This window comes from Pseudarthrobacter polychromogenes (genome assembly GCF_014644495.1).
Classification (GTDB): Bacteria; Actinomycetota; Actinomycetes; order Actinomycetales; family Micrococcaceae; genus Arthrobacter; species Arthrobacter polychromogenes.
The window spans coordinates 215207-230532 of record NZ_BMKU01000002.1 but is presented as its reverse complement, the minus strand read 5'-3'; the positions used below and the strand labels follow the sequence as shown (position 1 = coordinate 230532).

At 67.5% G+C, this 15326-nt stretch carries 11 protein-coding genes; 4 read left to right on the top strand and 7 right to left on the bottom strand.

Annotated elements, in window-relative coordinates; genetic code table 11:
• The first annotated feature begins 123 nt into the window (after positions 1-123).
• Positions 124-750 carry a TetR/AcrR family transcriptional regulator gene (locus IEX43_RS04325; protein ID WP_188809234.1) on the top strand — a complete coding sequence of 209 codons (627 nt, stop codon included), beginning with the start codon at positions 124-126 and terminating at the stop codon, positions 748-750.
• Between the two features lie 506 nt (positions 751-1256).
• Here the strand turns inward: IEX43_RS04325 and IEX43_RS04320 are convergent.
• From IEX43_RS04320 to IEX43_RS04300, 5 genes are all read right to left on the bottom strand, one after another.
• Positions 1257-3086, bottom strand: coding sequence for an ABC-F family ATP-binding cassette domain-containing protein (locus IEX43_RS04320; RefSeq protein WP_188809233.1), 1830 nt, complete (start codon positions 3084-3086; stop codon positions 1257-1259).
• 39 nt (positions 3087-3125) lie between these two features.
• Entirely contained in the window at positions 3126-4088 is a 963-nt protein-coding gene (locus IEX43_RS04315; protein ID WP_188809232.1) for a 4-(cytidine 5'-diphospho)-2-C-methyl-D-erythritol kinase, read from the bottom strand.
• The gene (gene rsmA, locus IEX43_RS04310) at positions 4085-4954 is read right to left on the bottom strand and encodes a 16S rRNA (adenine(1518)-N(6)/adenine(1519)-N(6))-dimethyltransferase RsmA (protein ID WP_188809231.1); all 870 of its coding nucleotides are present in this window, start codon (positions 4952-4954) and stop codon (positions 4085-4087) included. The genes IEX43_RS04315 and rsmA overlap by 4 nt, the downstream gene beginning before the upstream one ends.
• 138 nt (positions 4955-5092) lie before the next feature.
• Positions 5093-6280, bottom strand: coding sequence for a resuscitation-promoting factor (locus tag IEX43_RS04305; RefSeq protein ID WP_188809230.1), 1188 nt, complete (start codon positions 6278-6280; stop codon positions 5093-5095).
• 280 nt (positions 6281-6560) lie between these two features.
• The gene (locus IEX43_RS04300) at positions 6561-7466 is read right to left on the bottom strand and encodes a TatD family hydrolase (RefSeq protein WP_188809229.1); all 906 of its coding nucleotides are present in this window, start codon (positions 7464-7466) and stop codon (positions 6561-6563) included.
• A gap of 164 nt (positions 7467-7630) precedes the next feature.
• Between IEX43_RS04300 and IEX43_RS04295 the strand changes: the two genes are divergently transcribed.
• From IEX43_RS04295 to IEX43_RS04285, 3 genes are read left to right on the top strand one after another with little or no spacing between them, the layout of a single operon-like run.
• A complete protein-coding gene (locus IEX43_RS04295; RefSeq protein WP_188809228.1) occupies positions 7631-8758 on the top strand; it encodes an AAA family ATPase in 1128 nt (375 codons plus the stop codon).
• A gap of 8 nt (positions 8759-8766) precedes the next feature.
• Positions 8767-10212: a DUF58 domain-containing protein gene (locus IEX43_RS04290; protein WP_188809227.1), complete on the top strand. Its 1446-nt coding sequence runs from the start codon at positions 8767-8769 to the stop codon at positions 10210-10212.
• Positions 10209-12740: a DUF3488 and transglutaminase-like domain-containing protein gene (locus IEX43_RS04285; protein ID WP_229666310.1), complete on the top strand. Its 2532-nt coding sequence runs from the start codon at positions 10209-10211 to the stop codon at positions 12738-12740. The genes IEX43_RS04290 and IEX43_RS04285 overlap by 4 nt, the downstream gene beginning before the upstream one ends.
• Before the next feature lie 25 nt (positions 12741-12765).
• On the opposite strand, the gene IEX43_RS04280 is transcribed toward IEX43_RS04285, so the two are convergent.
• Positions 12766-14265 carry an NAD-dependent succinate-semialdehyde dehydrogenase gene (locus IEX43_RS04280; protein WP_188730291.1) on the bottom strand — a complete coding sequence of 500 codons (1500 nt, stop codon included), beginning with the start codon at positions 14263-14265 and terminating at the stop codon, positions 12766-12768.
• Positions 14266-14449: 184 nt separating this feature from the next.
• Complete coding sequence (gene rsmI / locus IEX43_RS04275; RefSeq protein WP_188809226.1) at positions 14450-15325, bottom strand: 16S rRNA (cytidine(1402)-2'-O)-methyltransferase; 876 nt, start codon at positions 15323-15325, stop codon at positions 14450-14452.
• Position 15326: the final 1 nt, after the last annotated feature.

The window sequence follows — 15326 nt, the reverse complement described above, 5'->3', positions numbered from 1 at the left end:
CGGGTTAGAGGCGCTGCGCGACACGGGACGGTCCCGCCGGCCTGGCCCTCCCGTTTTGCGTCCCACGGTGTGCCCGCCGTCGCGCTGCAGTCATGCCCGTGACCGGTGGTGCATGATGGAAATGTGAGCAACAACCCTCCGCGGACACGCATGACCGGCCTGCAGCGGCGGAGCCAGCTGATCGACGTCGGACGCGGACTTTTCGCCGCCAGGGGCCTTGACGGGACCACCATCGAGGAAATCGCGGCGTGCGCCGGGGTGTCCAAGCCGGTGATCTACGAGCACTTCGGTTCCAAGGAAGGCCTGTACACCCAGGTGGTGGACCACGAGTTCCGGCTCCTCCTCGACGCCATTAACGCCGCGCTGACCGAGGAGGCAAAACCGAGGGTCCTGGTAGAACGGGCCGCCCTCGCACTGCTGACCTACATCGAGGACCGCACGGAAGGGTTCCGGATCCTGATGCGGGACGCACCGCCGTCGCAGCCTGAGGGCGCCTTCTCCACCTTGCTCTCCCACGTCACCGCCCGCGTTGAGCACATCCTCTCCGACGAATTCTCCCGCCGTGGCCTCAGCGGCGAGGACGGCGCCATGTACGCCCAGATGCTCGTGGGAATGGTGGCCATGACCGGCCAATGGTGGCAGGACAGCCGCCAGCCGGACAAACACACCGTCGCCGCGCACCTGGTCAACCTCGCCTGGAACGGCCTGACCGGCCTCAAAAGGGACCCGGAGCTCATGTCCGAGGGGTGAGATTGTTGTCACCTACGCGGTGCGGTTACCTTCGCGGCGCCACCGTTCCGGTCACCTTCACGGTGCAGGAGACCTTCGCCGTCGCTTAGACACAGCGCATAGGTGACGTTACGGTCGCTGGGCGACCTCCACGCCACGATGCGCCGCGATGCGCGACTACACGAAGGCCCCCCGCACCGCTAGTGCCTAGGCTCCGGACGGGATCTGCCGCCGACGCACCCGCCCCCTCACCCCACCTGCCGAAGGTTCCGGGCGGGTTGCCTGCTCTTCCCGGCGGCAAGGTGACGTAGCCTCGCCGGAGACGGTCCTTCGAAAAGGAGCGCATCGCGGCGCATCGGGATGGGAAGCTCGCTCAGCGAGCAAGCAGCCCCTTTGCGACGTAAGCGTCGTCCCGAGGGCCCCGACGCGAGCTTGCGAGTGTTGGGAAGGGACCTACGCGCTAAGCGACGTCGAAGGGCCGGCTGCGGCACCCAGCCTGGGGCACCGCGCCGTCGCCCAAAGCGGGACTACTCGCCGAGGACCTCGAGTGCCTCTAGCCATTCGAGCTCGAGGGCTTCGCGTTCCCCTGCGAGGTCCTTGAGTTTCTTGTTCTGTTCGGCCAGGGCGTCGAAGTCCGACTGTTCGGTGCTCTTGACCATCTGGTCGTGGACTTTCTTCTCCTGCTGTTCGAGCTTGCCCAGCTGGCGCTCGATGCGGTTCTTGGCTTTGCGGGCGTCGCGCTTTTCGGCTTCCGAGGCGCCGGAGGGAGCAGCGGCGGCCGGCGCGGACCCGGCGCTGGTGACGGGGTTGCCGCCGCCGGTCACAGTGGACCCTGCCAGGGCGGATTCGCGCAGCTCAAGGTACTGGTCAACGCCGCCGGGCAGGCCGCGGAGCTTTCCGTCTCCGAGGAGCGCCATCTGGTGGTCTGTGACGCGCTCCAGGAGGTACCGGTCGTGGCTGACAACCACCAGGGTTCCCGGCCAGCCGTCCAGCACGTCTTCCACGGCGGCGAGGGTGTCCGTGTCCAGGTCGTTGGTGGGTTCGTCCAGCATCAGGACGTTGGGTTCCCCCACCAGCAGCCGCAGGAGCTGCAGGCGGCGCCGCTCCCCTCCGGAGAGGTCCCTGACCGGGGTCCACTGCTTCTCATTGGTGAAACCAAGCTGTTCCACCAGCTGGCCGGCGCTGAATTCCTTGCCGCCAACATTAAAGGAACGCTTTTCGCGCTCGATGACCTCGATCACGCGAAGGTCCGCGACGTCGTCGAGCTCCTTGACCTCCTGGCTGAGGACCGCGGTGACCACGGTCTTGCCCCGCTTGACCTTCCCGGCGTCGGGGGTGATCTGTCCGTTGAGGAGTTTCAGCAGGGTGGTTTTGCCGGCGCCGTTGACGCCCACCAGTCCCAGGCGTTCGCCGGGGGCCAGCCGCAGGGTGATGTTGTCGAAGAGCTTCCGCCCGTCCTCGGCGCCCTGGAAGTCCAGGGAGACGTTTTCCAGGTCCAGCACATCCTTGCCCTGGCGTGCGGTGGCCATCTTGCTGAGGGCCATCGAGTCGCGCGGGGCGGGCACGTCGGCGATGAGGGCGTTGGCGGCCTCGATGCGGAACTTCGGCTTTGCCGTCCGGGCGGGAGCGCCGCGGCGGAGCCAGGCCAGTTCCTTCTTGACCAGCTGCTGCCGCTTGCCTTCCATGACCGATGCGGAGCGGTCACGCTCGGCGCGCGCAAGCACGTAGGCCGCGTAGCCGCCTTCGAAGGGGTCAACGATGCCGTCGTGGACTTCCCAGGTCTTGTTGCAGACTTCGTCGAGGAACCACCGGTCGTGGGTGACCACCAGGAATGCACCCTGGTTGGCACGCCACCGGGTCTTCAGGTGCCGGGACAGCCACGCCACGCCCTCGACGTCGAGGTGGTTGGTCGGCTCATCGAGCATGATGACGTCGTGGTCCTCGATCAGGAGCTTGGCCAGGGCCACGCGCCGCTTCTGCCCGCCGGAGAGCGCGTGGACGTTTGCGTGCCAGTCGACGTCGGAGACCAGCCCGCCCATGACTTCGCGAATCTGGGGATTGCGGGCCCATTCGTAGTCCGCCTGGTCCCCCACGATCGCCGCACCCACCGTCAGGTCGCCGTCGAGCACGTCGCTTTGGTCCAGGTAACCCACGTTGACGTCGCCCCGCTTGGTGACGCGGCCGGAATCAGGGGTGGCGCGCAGGGCCAGCAGGCGCATCAACGTGGACTTGCCGTCACCGTTGCGGCCTACCATGCCGATCCTGTCACCCTCCTCAAGTCCCAGGGTGATGCCGTCCAGGACGGTGCGGGTCGCGTAGGAGACCGTCAGGTTCTCGCCGCCAAGAAGGTGTGCCACAAGGAACTGCTTTCTGCTGCTGAGGGAGGGACTGTAAAACTAGAGGTGGGTGTCGGAGATGATGCGCGCGCCCGGCACCGGGCCGTGGACAGCGAGGGCTGTCAGGCCGTAATGCCGCAGGTCGGTGGCCAGGCCTTCCGCCGCCACCGAGTCGTCGGCCAGGAGGGCCACGGTGGGCCCCGATCCCGAGACGATCCCCGCGATGGCTCCGTGCGATTCCCCGATACCCAGCGTATCGCGCAGGGCGGGCGCCAGTTCAATGGATGCCCGCTGGAGGTCATTGACCAGGACCCGGCCCAGTGCTTCGGCGTCTCCGCCGCGGAGGGCGGTGAGGATCTTGGGATCAACCCCGGTGGGTTCGGCCGCCTGGATGCCGCCGGCTTCCCTGATGCGGTCCAGGGTCCTGTAGACCTCAGGAGTGGGAAGGCCGTAATCTGCCGTGACGAGGACCCAGTGGGTCTGTGCCTTCGCCAGCGCCGGCGAAAGTTCGTCGCCCACCCCCAGCCCTACCGCCGTGCCGCCCAGGAGGGAAAACGGGACGTCGGCGCCCAGTTCCGCGGCAAGGTGCGCGAGTTCTTCCCGGGACAGGCCGCTGTTCCACAGTGCGTCGCACGCCAGGAGGGTTGCGGCAGCATCAGCCGATCCGCCGCCCATGCCGCCGGCCACGGGCACCCGCTTGGTGATCTCCAGGTGGACCCCGGTAGGGCGTTCGGAAACGTCCGCCATGATGGCTGCGGCCCTGTAGGCCAGGTTGTTCCCGTCCAGGGGGATGTCGGCGGCATCAAGGTCAACGGTGCTCGCCCGGCTCAGGCTGACGGTGATCCCGGGCGCCTCGGTGCTGGTGGCCGCGACTTCCTCGTACAGGGACACAGCGAGGTACACGCTCGCGACGGAGTGGTAGCCGTCGGGGCGGAGCGGTCCTACCTCGAGGGAGACATTGACTTTGCCGGGTGCTTTGACGCGGACTGTCCTGGCGGCGAACCGGCCTGGCAGGGCGTTCAAGCCGGCGCCTGCTTGGCTTCTGCGATTCTGGCAAAGGCCCGGATATCTATGACCTCACCCCTGGCAGTGGGATCGACGCCCGCAGCAACCAGGCAGCGCTCGGCTTCCGGTGCCCCGCCTGCCCACCCGGCAAGGGCAGCCCTCAGGGTTTTGCGGCGCTGGGCGAAGGCGGCGTCCACCACGGCGAAGACCTGTTCGCGGGTTGCAGTGGTGGCGGGGGGCTCGCGGCGGGTAAACGCCACCAGCCCGGAGTGGATCTTCGGTGCAGGCCAGAAGACGTTCATTCCAATGACGCCGGCTTTGCGCATTTGGCTGTACCAGGCGGCTTTGACGGACGGCACACCGTAGGTCTTGGATCCGGGGCCGGCGGCGAGCCGGTCAGCCACCTCGTCCTGGACCATCACCAGCCCGTGCTGAAGGCTGGGGAAATGCTGCAGCAGGTGGAGCACCACCGGGACCGCGACGTTGTAGGGCAGGTTGGCCACCAGCGCGGTGGGCTGCACGGGGAGCTCCGTAACTTTCATGGCATCGGCGTGCATCAGGTGGAACCGTGCAGCAGCAGACGGCCGCCACTCCTTGACCGTCGCCGGGAGCTTGGCGGCCAGCACGGGGTCGATTTCCACTGCCACCACGGACGCTGCGGCATCGAGCAGTCCGAGGGTCAGGGAACCCAGCCCCGGGCCCACCTCCAGCACCGTCTCGTCAGGTCCGACGTCTGCGGCGGCCACGATCCTGCGAATGGTGTTTCCGTCAATCACAAAGTTCTGGCCGAGGGTCTTGGTGGGGCGGATTCCGATCTCCTCCGCGAGCCGGCGTATGTCGGATGCACCAAAGAGCGGTGCGGGCGCGGGGATTGGTTCAGTCACCTAGGTATCCTATCCCGCGCGGCACATCCGCCCCGCAGGGAGAAACAGGCGCCATAAACAGCCTGAATAAACGGCTGCGGCCGGGCACGGAGGTCCGTGCCCGGCCGCAGCGCCCTGACGGGCACGCAATCGTGGGGGTCAGCTGGTGGCAGCCCAGCCGCAACCCCACGGCTGAAGGCCGCGCTGCGCGTACACGCGGTTGGCAATGTCGATCTGCTGGGCCTTGGTGGCAAGGCTGGCGTTGGGGGCGTAGGCCCCGCCGCCGGCGCCGATCCAGGTCCGGATGTCGAACTGGAGGCCGCCATAGTAGCCGTTACCGGAGTTGATGCTCCAGTTTCCGGTGGACTCGCACTGGGCGATCTTGTCCCACATAGCTTCGTTCATCATGGCCGGAGCAGCGGCACCGGTGTTGGCACCCGCACCTGCGGGGGTCGCGGCCTTTGCCGCGGGGGCCGCCTGGGCAACAGGCTTCGGCTTGGTGCCAACGGTGACCTTCTCCGGCACGGGCTGGACGGCTACTGTTTCCGATACCTGGGTGCGCGAGGCTTCGCGGCCGTCCACCAGCACGAGCTTGTAGGTTTTCTCGAGCTTGCCTGCGGCGCCCTTCTGGGTAACTTCCTTCTCCCCCTTGAGCAGCTCGCCGCTCTCGCTCGTGACGGTCTCGAACGGAACGTCCTCGGTGGAGACTGCGGTCTGGCCGGTGTCAACGCGTGACACCTTGATCACCATGTTGTTGACCACATGGGCGTTGACCGGCTGCGAGGAGCGGTCGTTGGCACCCAGGACCAGGCCGGCGTCTTCGAGGACCTTGCCCACGGTCGATGCCGTGGTGGTGGCGGTGTCCACCTTGCCGTCCGCAACGAGGCTGACGGTCTTGGGGGTGGAGATGGAGACGTAGGACCCGGCGATGGACAGCTGGGCGTCCTTGGGGGCGGAAACCGACGAAGCGCTGGCGACGCCGAGTTCAGTGACCAGGCCGGCGACGTCCTGGGCCGTGGTGTTGACCGTCTTCTCGGAGCCGTCGAGGCTGACCTTGACTTCCTTCGCCTTGTTGACGTTGATCACGGTGCCGTTCTGGACCGAGGCATCAACCGACGGCGACACGCGGTCAGCAGGGTTCAGCTCCAGGTTGGCGCTCTTGACCACCTGCCCCACGGTTCCGCCGAACGTCTGCACGGACGAGACCTTCCCATCGACGTTGAGCGTGATGGTTTTGTTATTGCCCACGAAGGCTACGAGGCCCACCACGAGCGCGCACAGCACCAGAAGCTGGGCACCAACCTTGACGAAGCTGAACTTGCCGTCCGATGTGAAGAACTTGCTCACGTTTGCCCGTAACTTTAGGTCCTTCCGGGCACGGGGAAATCGCGCAATAAAAGGCCCGGCACCGCCAGCAAAGGCAGTCCGGGCACCGTTGCGCCGCCACACTCCGCGCAACGGGCAAGCCGGGACGGAGCCCAGCAATCCTGCTGCAGAAAGAAGTGAAATTACCCGTTGGCCTTCCCCGACCCCGGCTAATAAATGTCCACTGTAACCGTAGCGTTATAAAGCCGCCAAGAAATGTGCATACCGGGTATTCATAATGTAACGCCCGGACATCGGACTCTCAATCCCAGCTTCCGTATGCCTTCACGGTATTGGCCGCGATTCCGGCGCACAGACCAGCCAGGTCAGTTCCTGTCAATTCGGCCATCGCCCGGACCGTGTAAGGGACCATGTAGCTGGCATTTGGCCGGCCCCGGTGCGGGTGCGGCGTAAGGAACGGCGCATCGGTTTCCACCAGGACCAGCTCGGGGTCAGCCACCGCGAGCGCAGCACGCAGGTTGGCGGCGTTGCGGAAGGTCAGGGTTCCGGCAAAGGACATCCACCACCCCTCCTCGTTGCAGGTTCTTGCCAGGTCCTCATCACCGGAGAAACAGTGGAAGACCACGCGTTCCGGTGCCCCTTCTTCCCGGAGCACCTGGACGACGTCGTCGTGCGCGTCCCGGTCGTGGATCTGGAGCGTCAGGTCCAGGCGTTTGGCGATGTCGATGTGGCGGCGGAAGGAGTGCCGCTGGTGCGCCAGTCCTTCTCCTTCGGTGCGGTAAAAGTCCAGGCCGGTCTCGCCGATGGCCCGGATCCGCGGGTGGGCAGCCAGCTGTTCAATTTCTGCCAGCGCCTCCTCCAGCTGGCCGCGGGCGGCGTAGCGGGGGGCGTCATTGGGATGCAACGCCACGGCCCCCAACAGCCGCCGGTCCAGGTCCACGGCCTGGACGGTAAACCGTGACGACTCAAGGTCGCAGCCCACCTGCACCGCACCCTGGACACCCACGGCGGCGGCCGCATCCAGCGCTGCCGATATTCCAACGGGAGCCTTGCCATCCGGGAAGTCAAGGTGCGTGTGGTTGTCCATGACCGGCACCGGCAGGGGCTCGGGAGCGGGCGGGAAGGCTTTCTGCCGGGAACTGCGCGGCTCCTGCGCGTCATCGGCAGCAGGGTCCTGGTAAGCGGCAGGAGGAAGCGAAGTGCACATCCATCCAGCCTAGCTGCGGAACCCTTCCCCAATTTTGTCGGAACTCTCTGTCAGCTGCGGCAGTTGTGTTAGTAGTCTGGTACGAACACATGCGAACGCCCACCGCCGGGCGACGGCAGGCTTGTTGTCCCGTCCAGGTGAAACCCCGGGCTGAAAGGTTGCCGATGGAATCCCACCGACGCACTGCCAACGATGTGAGCGCTGCGAACCGCACCCTGGCGGGGCTCGCTGATCCCGTCAGCCACCTGAACGGGCACCGCCCGGCCGCCATGGACGCAGAGGGTTTCCATGCGGCAACGCAGCGCATCCTCTCGTCTGTCAATACCGTCATCGATGGGAAATCCGACGCCGCCAAGCTGGCGCTGACCGTCCTGCTGGCCCAGGGGCACTTGCTGCTCGAAGACGTGCCCGGGGTCGGGAAAACACTCCTCGCGAAGACCCTTGCCCGCACCATCGACTGCACCGTCAACCGGATCCAGTTCACCCCCGACCTGCTGCCGTCCGACGTGACGGGTGTGTCCATCTACAACCAGTCCTCCCGGCTCTTCGAGTTCCGGCCCGGCGCGGTCTTTGCCAACATTGTTATTGGCGACGAAATCAACCGGGCCTCCGCAAAGACCCAATCGGCGCTGCTCGAATGCATGGAAGAGCACCAGGTCACGGTTGACGGCACCTCGTACCGGCTCGACGAGCCGTTCATGGTGGTGGCCACCCAGAACCCCATCGAAATGGAAGGGACCTATCCGTTGCCCGAGGCGCAACGGGACCGGTTCATGGCCCGGATCTCCATGGGTTACCCGGACAAGGACGCCGAAATTGAGATGCTCGAAACGCACCAGGCCACCTCGCCACTGACCAAGGTCTCCGCGGTGGTCACTTCGGCGGAGGTGGCCGCCATGATCACCACCGTGCAACAGGTCTACGTGTCCAAGGCCGTCAAGGAGTACACGGTATCGCTGGGCAGGGCCACCAGGGAAAGTCCGCTGCTGCGGCTCGGCGCCAGCCCCCGGTCCCTGCTGCAGCTGCTGCGGGCAGCGAAAGCCACCGCTGCCCTGGACGCCCGGGACTTCGTCCTGCCGGACGACGTCGTCCACGTTGCCGAAGCCGTCCTGGCGCACCGGATCATCCTGGACCGCAAGGCTGCAGGGTCCGGGGAAACCCCGCACAGCGTCCTGAGGGGCATCCTGTCCCACCTGCCTGTCACTTCGGAGACTGCCGGAACCGGCACCCGGAATGCGGCACCTGCCGGCAGGACGGCGGCCCCGGTCACCGGCCTGAGCAGGAACAAGTAGGAAAACCCATGGCGCTGCCGGACAGGCTACCGCGGCACCTCTTCACCCACCGCGGCTGGGGCATGATCGCCGCCGGCGGGGTCGCAGTGGGCGCCGCATACGTTATGGGCCGCAGGGACCTGCTGACGCTGGCGGTACTGCTGATCGTCCTCCCCCTGGTTTCCCTCGCCGGGATCCGGCTGGTCAAGCCCCGGTTCCAGGTGTACCGGGAGTTCACTCCATCTCCCGTGGAAACGTCCGCACCCACAAGCGTGCGGCTCGCGGTGGCACGGACGGGCAGCGGCAGCGGAAGCGCCACCATGGAGGAGCGGCTGCCTGCCCGGTTCGGCGAATCGCCGGCTTTCCGGTTCCCTTCACGGTCAGCCGCCGGGGGCACCAGCCGGTATGAATACCATCTCCGTTCGGCCCAGCGCGGCCAGTTCCTCATCGGCCCGGTGACAGCCGAATTCACGGATCCGTTTGGCCTGTCACTGCACCGGCAGGCAATAGACGACGGCGACATCCTCACCGTGACGCCCGCCGCCGTCGTCCTTCCCCTCACTGGACTGGCCGGCGCGCGCGGCAACGATGGCGTGACGGCAACCAGGATCCGCGCCAACCCCAGCGACGACGACGTGATGACCCGCGAGTACCGCCACGGCGACCCGATGCGGCGGGTGCACTGGGCTGCCACCGCACGCCACGGCGACCTCATGGTGCGCCAGGAGGAATCTGTCACCACACCGGAGGCCACGGTCATCATGGACCACAGGTACGGTGCGTTTTCCGGAGGTTCCGGCGGCGGGCCGGCGGGGCAGGCAGGCCCGGACGGGCACCCCATGGCCACCAGCGGAACCTTCGAATGGTCGGTGGTGGCAGTTATGTCCATCAGTGCACACCTGGCTGAACGGAACTATGCGCTGCGCCTGCTCGACACGGGGGGCAGTCCCGCTTTCCTGCGTTCGCCGTCGGCTCCGGAACCCGAGGTGGAGGAATACAGCGGCGCAGCCGGACTCCAGTCCATCGCAGAAAGCCTTGCCGCCATACAGCTGACCGGGCCCCACCATCCACACCGTGACAATGCCCTCCAGCAATGGGCGGGCCGGGTCGGTGCATCCAACGACCGCACTGCCCTCGACGCGGGCCCTGAGGCGTTTGATGACCTGCTCATGGACAAGCTTTCCGCACACCGCATGAGGGGACCGGTGATCGCAGTCCTCGGTACACTCTCGCGGCTGGAGGCCCTGGCCCTCGCCCCTGCCGCGGGCTACGCCACCAATGCCTTCGCCGTCATCGTGACGGAAAAGCCCGGCGAGTCAGCCGAGGTCCTGGAAGTGCTGCGGCAGGGAGGCTGGCGTGCGGTGGCCGTTGCGCCCGCCGTCCCCGTGGCATCGGCCTGGAGCCAGTTCGACCAGGACGTGGCAGTGCCCGCTCCCTCAGCGGAGGTCCGCCGCGGAACCGGGGCTGCGCTGTGACAGCGGCACCAACACGCAGTCCGCGAGCCAGCAGGCAGTCCGGAACCCGGCAGGAGAAGACCGCCGCCCGGCAACGGGTGGGCCCCTACCCCTGGGTGATGGCCGCCGCCATCGCCGTGGCTGTCTCCGGTGCCGCGCTTTCGCTGAACGGGGTGCTCCGCGGCTGGGGCTGGTACTGGCCCGTCCTGACCACCGTCCTGGTGGTCAGCCTCACGCTGGCTGCCCTGCGGTCCGTGCGCGCCCAGCCCCTGCTGGTGACGGCCGGCGGATTCATCTCCCTGGGCGCCGTCCTGACGCTGACCTTCTTCCGCGGCTCCAGCGTGGCCGGCTTCATCCCTACCGGCGGAACCCTGGTGGAGCTGGACCGCCTCATCCGGAGGGCAAGCGAAACTGTCCTTTCCGAGACTGCGCCCGTGGCGCCCAATGTGGGCATTGTCATGGTCATTTGCGCTGTCCTGGGCCTGGCGGTGATCCTGGTGGACGCCCTTGCGCTGCCGCTCGGCATGCCCGCTGCTTCCGGGGTGGGGCTGCTGGCCATCCTGGTGGTCCCGGCGATGATCAAGCCGCAGAGCGTGGGCTTCTGGGGATTCGCTTTCACGGTGGCGGGCTACCTGGCGATCCTTGCGTGCAGCCAGTATTTCGCGCCCAGCGCCCGGTTCCAGACTGATTCCGCCCGGAGCCCTGGCCAGATGAAGCGCGCCGTGCTCACGGGATCTGTCGCCCTGGCCGCCACGCTGGTGGTGCCCATGGCAATTCCCGGCTTTGACCAGGGAACGTTTCCGCAGGGTTCCCGGCTCAACCCCTGGGGCACCTCCACTGGACTCAACCCCATGATCACGCTGGGCAACAGCCTGCGGACACCTGACGGCAGCGGCCGGATCACCTACGCCACGAATGCGTCTACCCCGCTGTACCTGCGCTCCGTCACCGTGGACCATTTCGACGGCGACTCCTGGGGCCCGGACGACCGTGACGCCTCCCGGCTGCCCCTGGGCGGGCGCATCGATCCCGGCTACACGGTCCTGGCGGACGAGCAGCAGCGGCTGGTCACAGCCATCGACGCCGGCAGTTTCACCAGCCCCTATCTCCCTGCCCCTTATGCCCCGGAATCGGTACGGGGACTCAGCGGACGGTGGACCTGGGACCCGGCCACCCTGAGCATCAAAGGTTCGGACACCACCACGTCCCGGCGGCAGGAGTACCTGGTGACGTCCACCGCCCCCCGGCTGACGGCAGGGCTCCTGGCCCAGTCCTCAGCCGCCGTCCAGGGCATCCCGGAGGACTTCACCAGGATTCCCGGAAACGTACCGGACATTGTCCGCAGCACCGCCGATACCGTGGCGGGGACAGGCACCCCGTACGCGAAGGCGATGGCCATCCAGAAGTACCTCCGTTCGGCGGAGTTCACCTACTCCCTGCAGTCTCCAGTGCAGGGCGGCTACGACGGCAACGGGCTGTCCGTCCTGGCCGACTTCCTGGAGCAAAAGAGCGGCTACTGCATCCACTACGCGTCCGCCATGGCTGTGATGGCGAGGCTCGAAGGCATCCCCAGCCGCATCGCGGTGGGTTACGCACCCGGCAGGCTCACAGGCGCCACGGTTTCCGTGGCAGGCCAGGGAGCGCTGCCGGAATATGAGGTGGACGCACGCGATGCCCACGCCTGGCCGGAGCTCTACTTCCAGGGCCTGGGCTGGGTGCCTTTCGAGCCGACGCCCTCCCGTGGAGTGGTTCCCGACTATGCCACGGAATCGTCCACCGCCGCCGCCCCAGACGTGCTGGACAACAATGAAGACCTGCTTCCCGATGCCACCCCGGCTCCCACCCCCGCGCCGAGCGCCACTGCGCTGCCCGCCCCCGGCGGTGGCGGGAACGCCGGTTCAGGAGTGCAGCTCCTGCCGTGGCTGCTGGGCGCAGCCGGCGTCCTGGGGACGGCGCTGCTGGTGGCTGCGCCCCGGCTCATCAGGACGGGCATCAGGGCCAGGCGGCTAAGGCCCCAGGACACCGGTAACGCGGTACCCCTGGGCTGGCGTGAACTGCTGGACCTTGGCACCGACTATGGCCTTCCCCCCGGGTCCAGCGAAACGCCCCGCGCGTATTCAGCGCGGCTGCGCGGCGCGCTGCTGGGGGATCCCGATGGCCTGGACCGGGCGGCGCACCAGGCTGTTGCCGCGCTCACGGCAGGCTTCGAACGCCACAGCTATGGCCGCCCGGCCGGCGCCGTCCCGGAGGCGGCGGTGGACGGCGGACAGCCCGGTTCAGCCCGCGGCACCGACGGCACCGGAGGCGCCGTGGCAGCGCAGGTTGCGGCCGTGGAATCGTCCCTGCAGGCCAATGCGGGGCTGGCGCGGCGCCTCCAGGCGGCTTGGATCCCGCCGTCCGTCATGGGACGGCTGGGCCGGCTGCTTGCCGCACCGTTCCTGGCCGCGGGGCGATTCCTGCGCAGGACGGCAAAAGCCGCCGCACGCTCCCGTCCTGGTCCTTCCAGGCAGGGAGTGCGCGACGGCGTTCGGCGGCAAAGCGGCGGCTGACCGGCCGCTTTGCCTGATCCGGGCGTTATCCGGCGTAGGGGTCTGCGATGCCGATGTACTGGGTGTAGAGGTATTCCTCGATGCCTTCGAGGCCGCCCTCGCGGCCCAGGCCGGACTGCTTGACGCCGCCGAAGGGTGCCGCCGCGTTGGAGATGACGCCGGCGTTCAGGCCGAGCATGCCGGTTTCGAGGCGTTCACCCATCCGGATGCCGCGGTTCAGGTCCTTGGTGAAGACGTAGGCCACGAGCCCGTATTCGGTGTTGTTGGCCAGGCGCACCGCGTCATCCTCGGAGCTGAAGGTGATGATGGGCGCAACCGGTCCGAAGATTTCCTCGGACAGGATGCGGGTGCCTTCGGTGACGCCGGAGAGGATGGTGGGCTGGTAGAAGTAGCCAGGACCTTCCACCGGCCCGCCGCCCAGGACGGCCGTGGCGCCGGAGGCAACGGCGTCGGAGACCAGTTCGTGGACCTTGTCCCGGCTCTTCGCGTCGATCAGCGGGCCCACCTTGGACTCCGGCTCGGTGCCGCGGGCGGTGGTCATGTCCTTCATCTTCGCGGCGAACTTCTCCGCGAACTCGGCCGCGACGGATTCGTGCACGATGAAGCGGTTCGCGGCCGTGCAGGCCTCGCCCATGTTGCGGAGTTTGGCGAGCATGGCCCCAGCGACGGCGGCGTCGAGGTCGGCGTCCTCGAAGACCAGGAACGGGGCGTTGCCGCCGAGTTCCATGGAGGTGCGCAGGACAGTTTCGGACGCGTCGGAGAGCAGGCGGCGGCCCACCTCGGTGGACCCGGTGAAGGAAAGCTTCCGGAGCCGGGAATCCTTGATCAGCGGGCCGGTGGTGGCGCCTGCGGTGGAGGTGGGGATGACGTTTAGGACACCGGCGGGGAGGCCGGCTTCCATCATGACGGCGGCGAACAGCTGGGAGGTCAGCGGGGTAAGGTTCGCGGACTTCAGGACCATGGTGCAGCCTGCAGCGACGGCCGGTGCGATCTTGCGGGTGGCCATGGCCAGGGGGAAGTTCCATGGCGTGATCAGCAGGCACGGGCCCACCGGCTTCTTGGTGACCAGCAGCCGGGACTTGCCGTCCGGGGAGACCGAGTAGCGGCCAAACGCACGGACGGCTTCCTCGGAGAACCAGCGCAGGAACTCGGCACCGTAGGTGACCTCACCGCGGGCTTCGGCCAGCGGCTTTCCCATTTCCATGGTCATCAGCAGCGCGAAGTCCTCAGCGCGCTCGGTCACCAGCTCGAACGCGCGGCGCAGGATCTCGCCCCGTTCGCGTGGCGGCACCTTGGCCCAGGACTCCTGCGCCGCGGCGGCAGCGTCCAGGGCTGCCTTACCGTCCTCGGCGCCGGCGTCGGCAAGGCTCAGCAGCACCTTCCCGGTGGCGGGATCCTCGACGTCGAAGGTCTTCCCGGAGATGGCGTCCCGCCATTCACCGTTGATGAGCAGGCCAGTGGGGACAGAGGCCAGAAGGGCGCTTTCGCGGTCTGCGGAAACGGCCGGCTGTGCAGTGACAGTCACGATGACTCCCTCGTCAGTAGGGTTGGTGCAGCCCTTGGCGGCGGCCGGAGTGACCGGGCCCATACAGGCTGAATTACTGCCAGACTACTGCGGCGGCTTCAGGCTGGTCTACGCCGTTGCGCACTGCCGCGTCACGGCGCTGCTGTGCAGCTGCACAGCAGCGCAGGCATCTTGTGCGGGACCGTCAGCGGGCCGCAAGGACGGCGGAGTACAGTTCCCGCTTGCTCACCCGGACGTCCTCGGCCACCGCTGCCACCGCTTCCTTGAGCCGGATGCCCTGGGCCACGAGTTCGTTCACGGCGGCCACATGGTCCTCCGGCGTCCCGGGCGCCTTTTCCGGCGCCCCGCCGAGGACAACAGCGATCTCGCCCCTGATCTCCGTGCTTTCGGCCCACACCAGAAGTTCACTGAGGGTGCCGCGGATGACCTCTTCATAGGTTTTGGTCAGTTCACGGCAGACGGCAACCGGACGGTCCGGTCCGAACCGGTCGCGCAGCGCCCGGAGCATTACCTCCAGCCGGTGCGGTGCCTCGAAGAACACCATGGTTCTGTGCTCCCCCGCAAGCTCGGCCAGGCGCGACGCCCTCTCACCGGCCTTCCGCGGAAGGAACCCTTCAAAGCAGAAGCGGTCCGTGGGCAGTCCGGACAATGCCAGGGCGGTGAGTACCGCTGACGGCCCCGGGACGGCCGTCACGGTGAGGCCGGCCGCGACCGCCCCTTCAACCAGGCGGAAACCCGGGTCCGAAACCGAGGGCATCCCGGCGTCGGTGACCATGACCAGGGTGCTTCCTGCCTGCACCTGTGCTAACAGCTCCGCCGTCTTGGTGGCCTCGTTGTGCTCGTGGTAGCTGATGACCCGCCCGGCCACCGTGACGCCCAGGCTTTGGACCAGCCGGTGGAGGCGGCGGGTGTCCTCGGCTGCCACGATGTCCGCGGTTCCCAGCAGTTCCACCAGCCGCGCGGAAGCGTCACCGGTGTTCCCGATCGGGGTGGCGGCGAGCACGATGCGACCCGCAGGTGCCGGGCCGGAATCAGGAAGGGTGCTGGGGTTAGGGTCCACG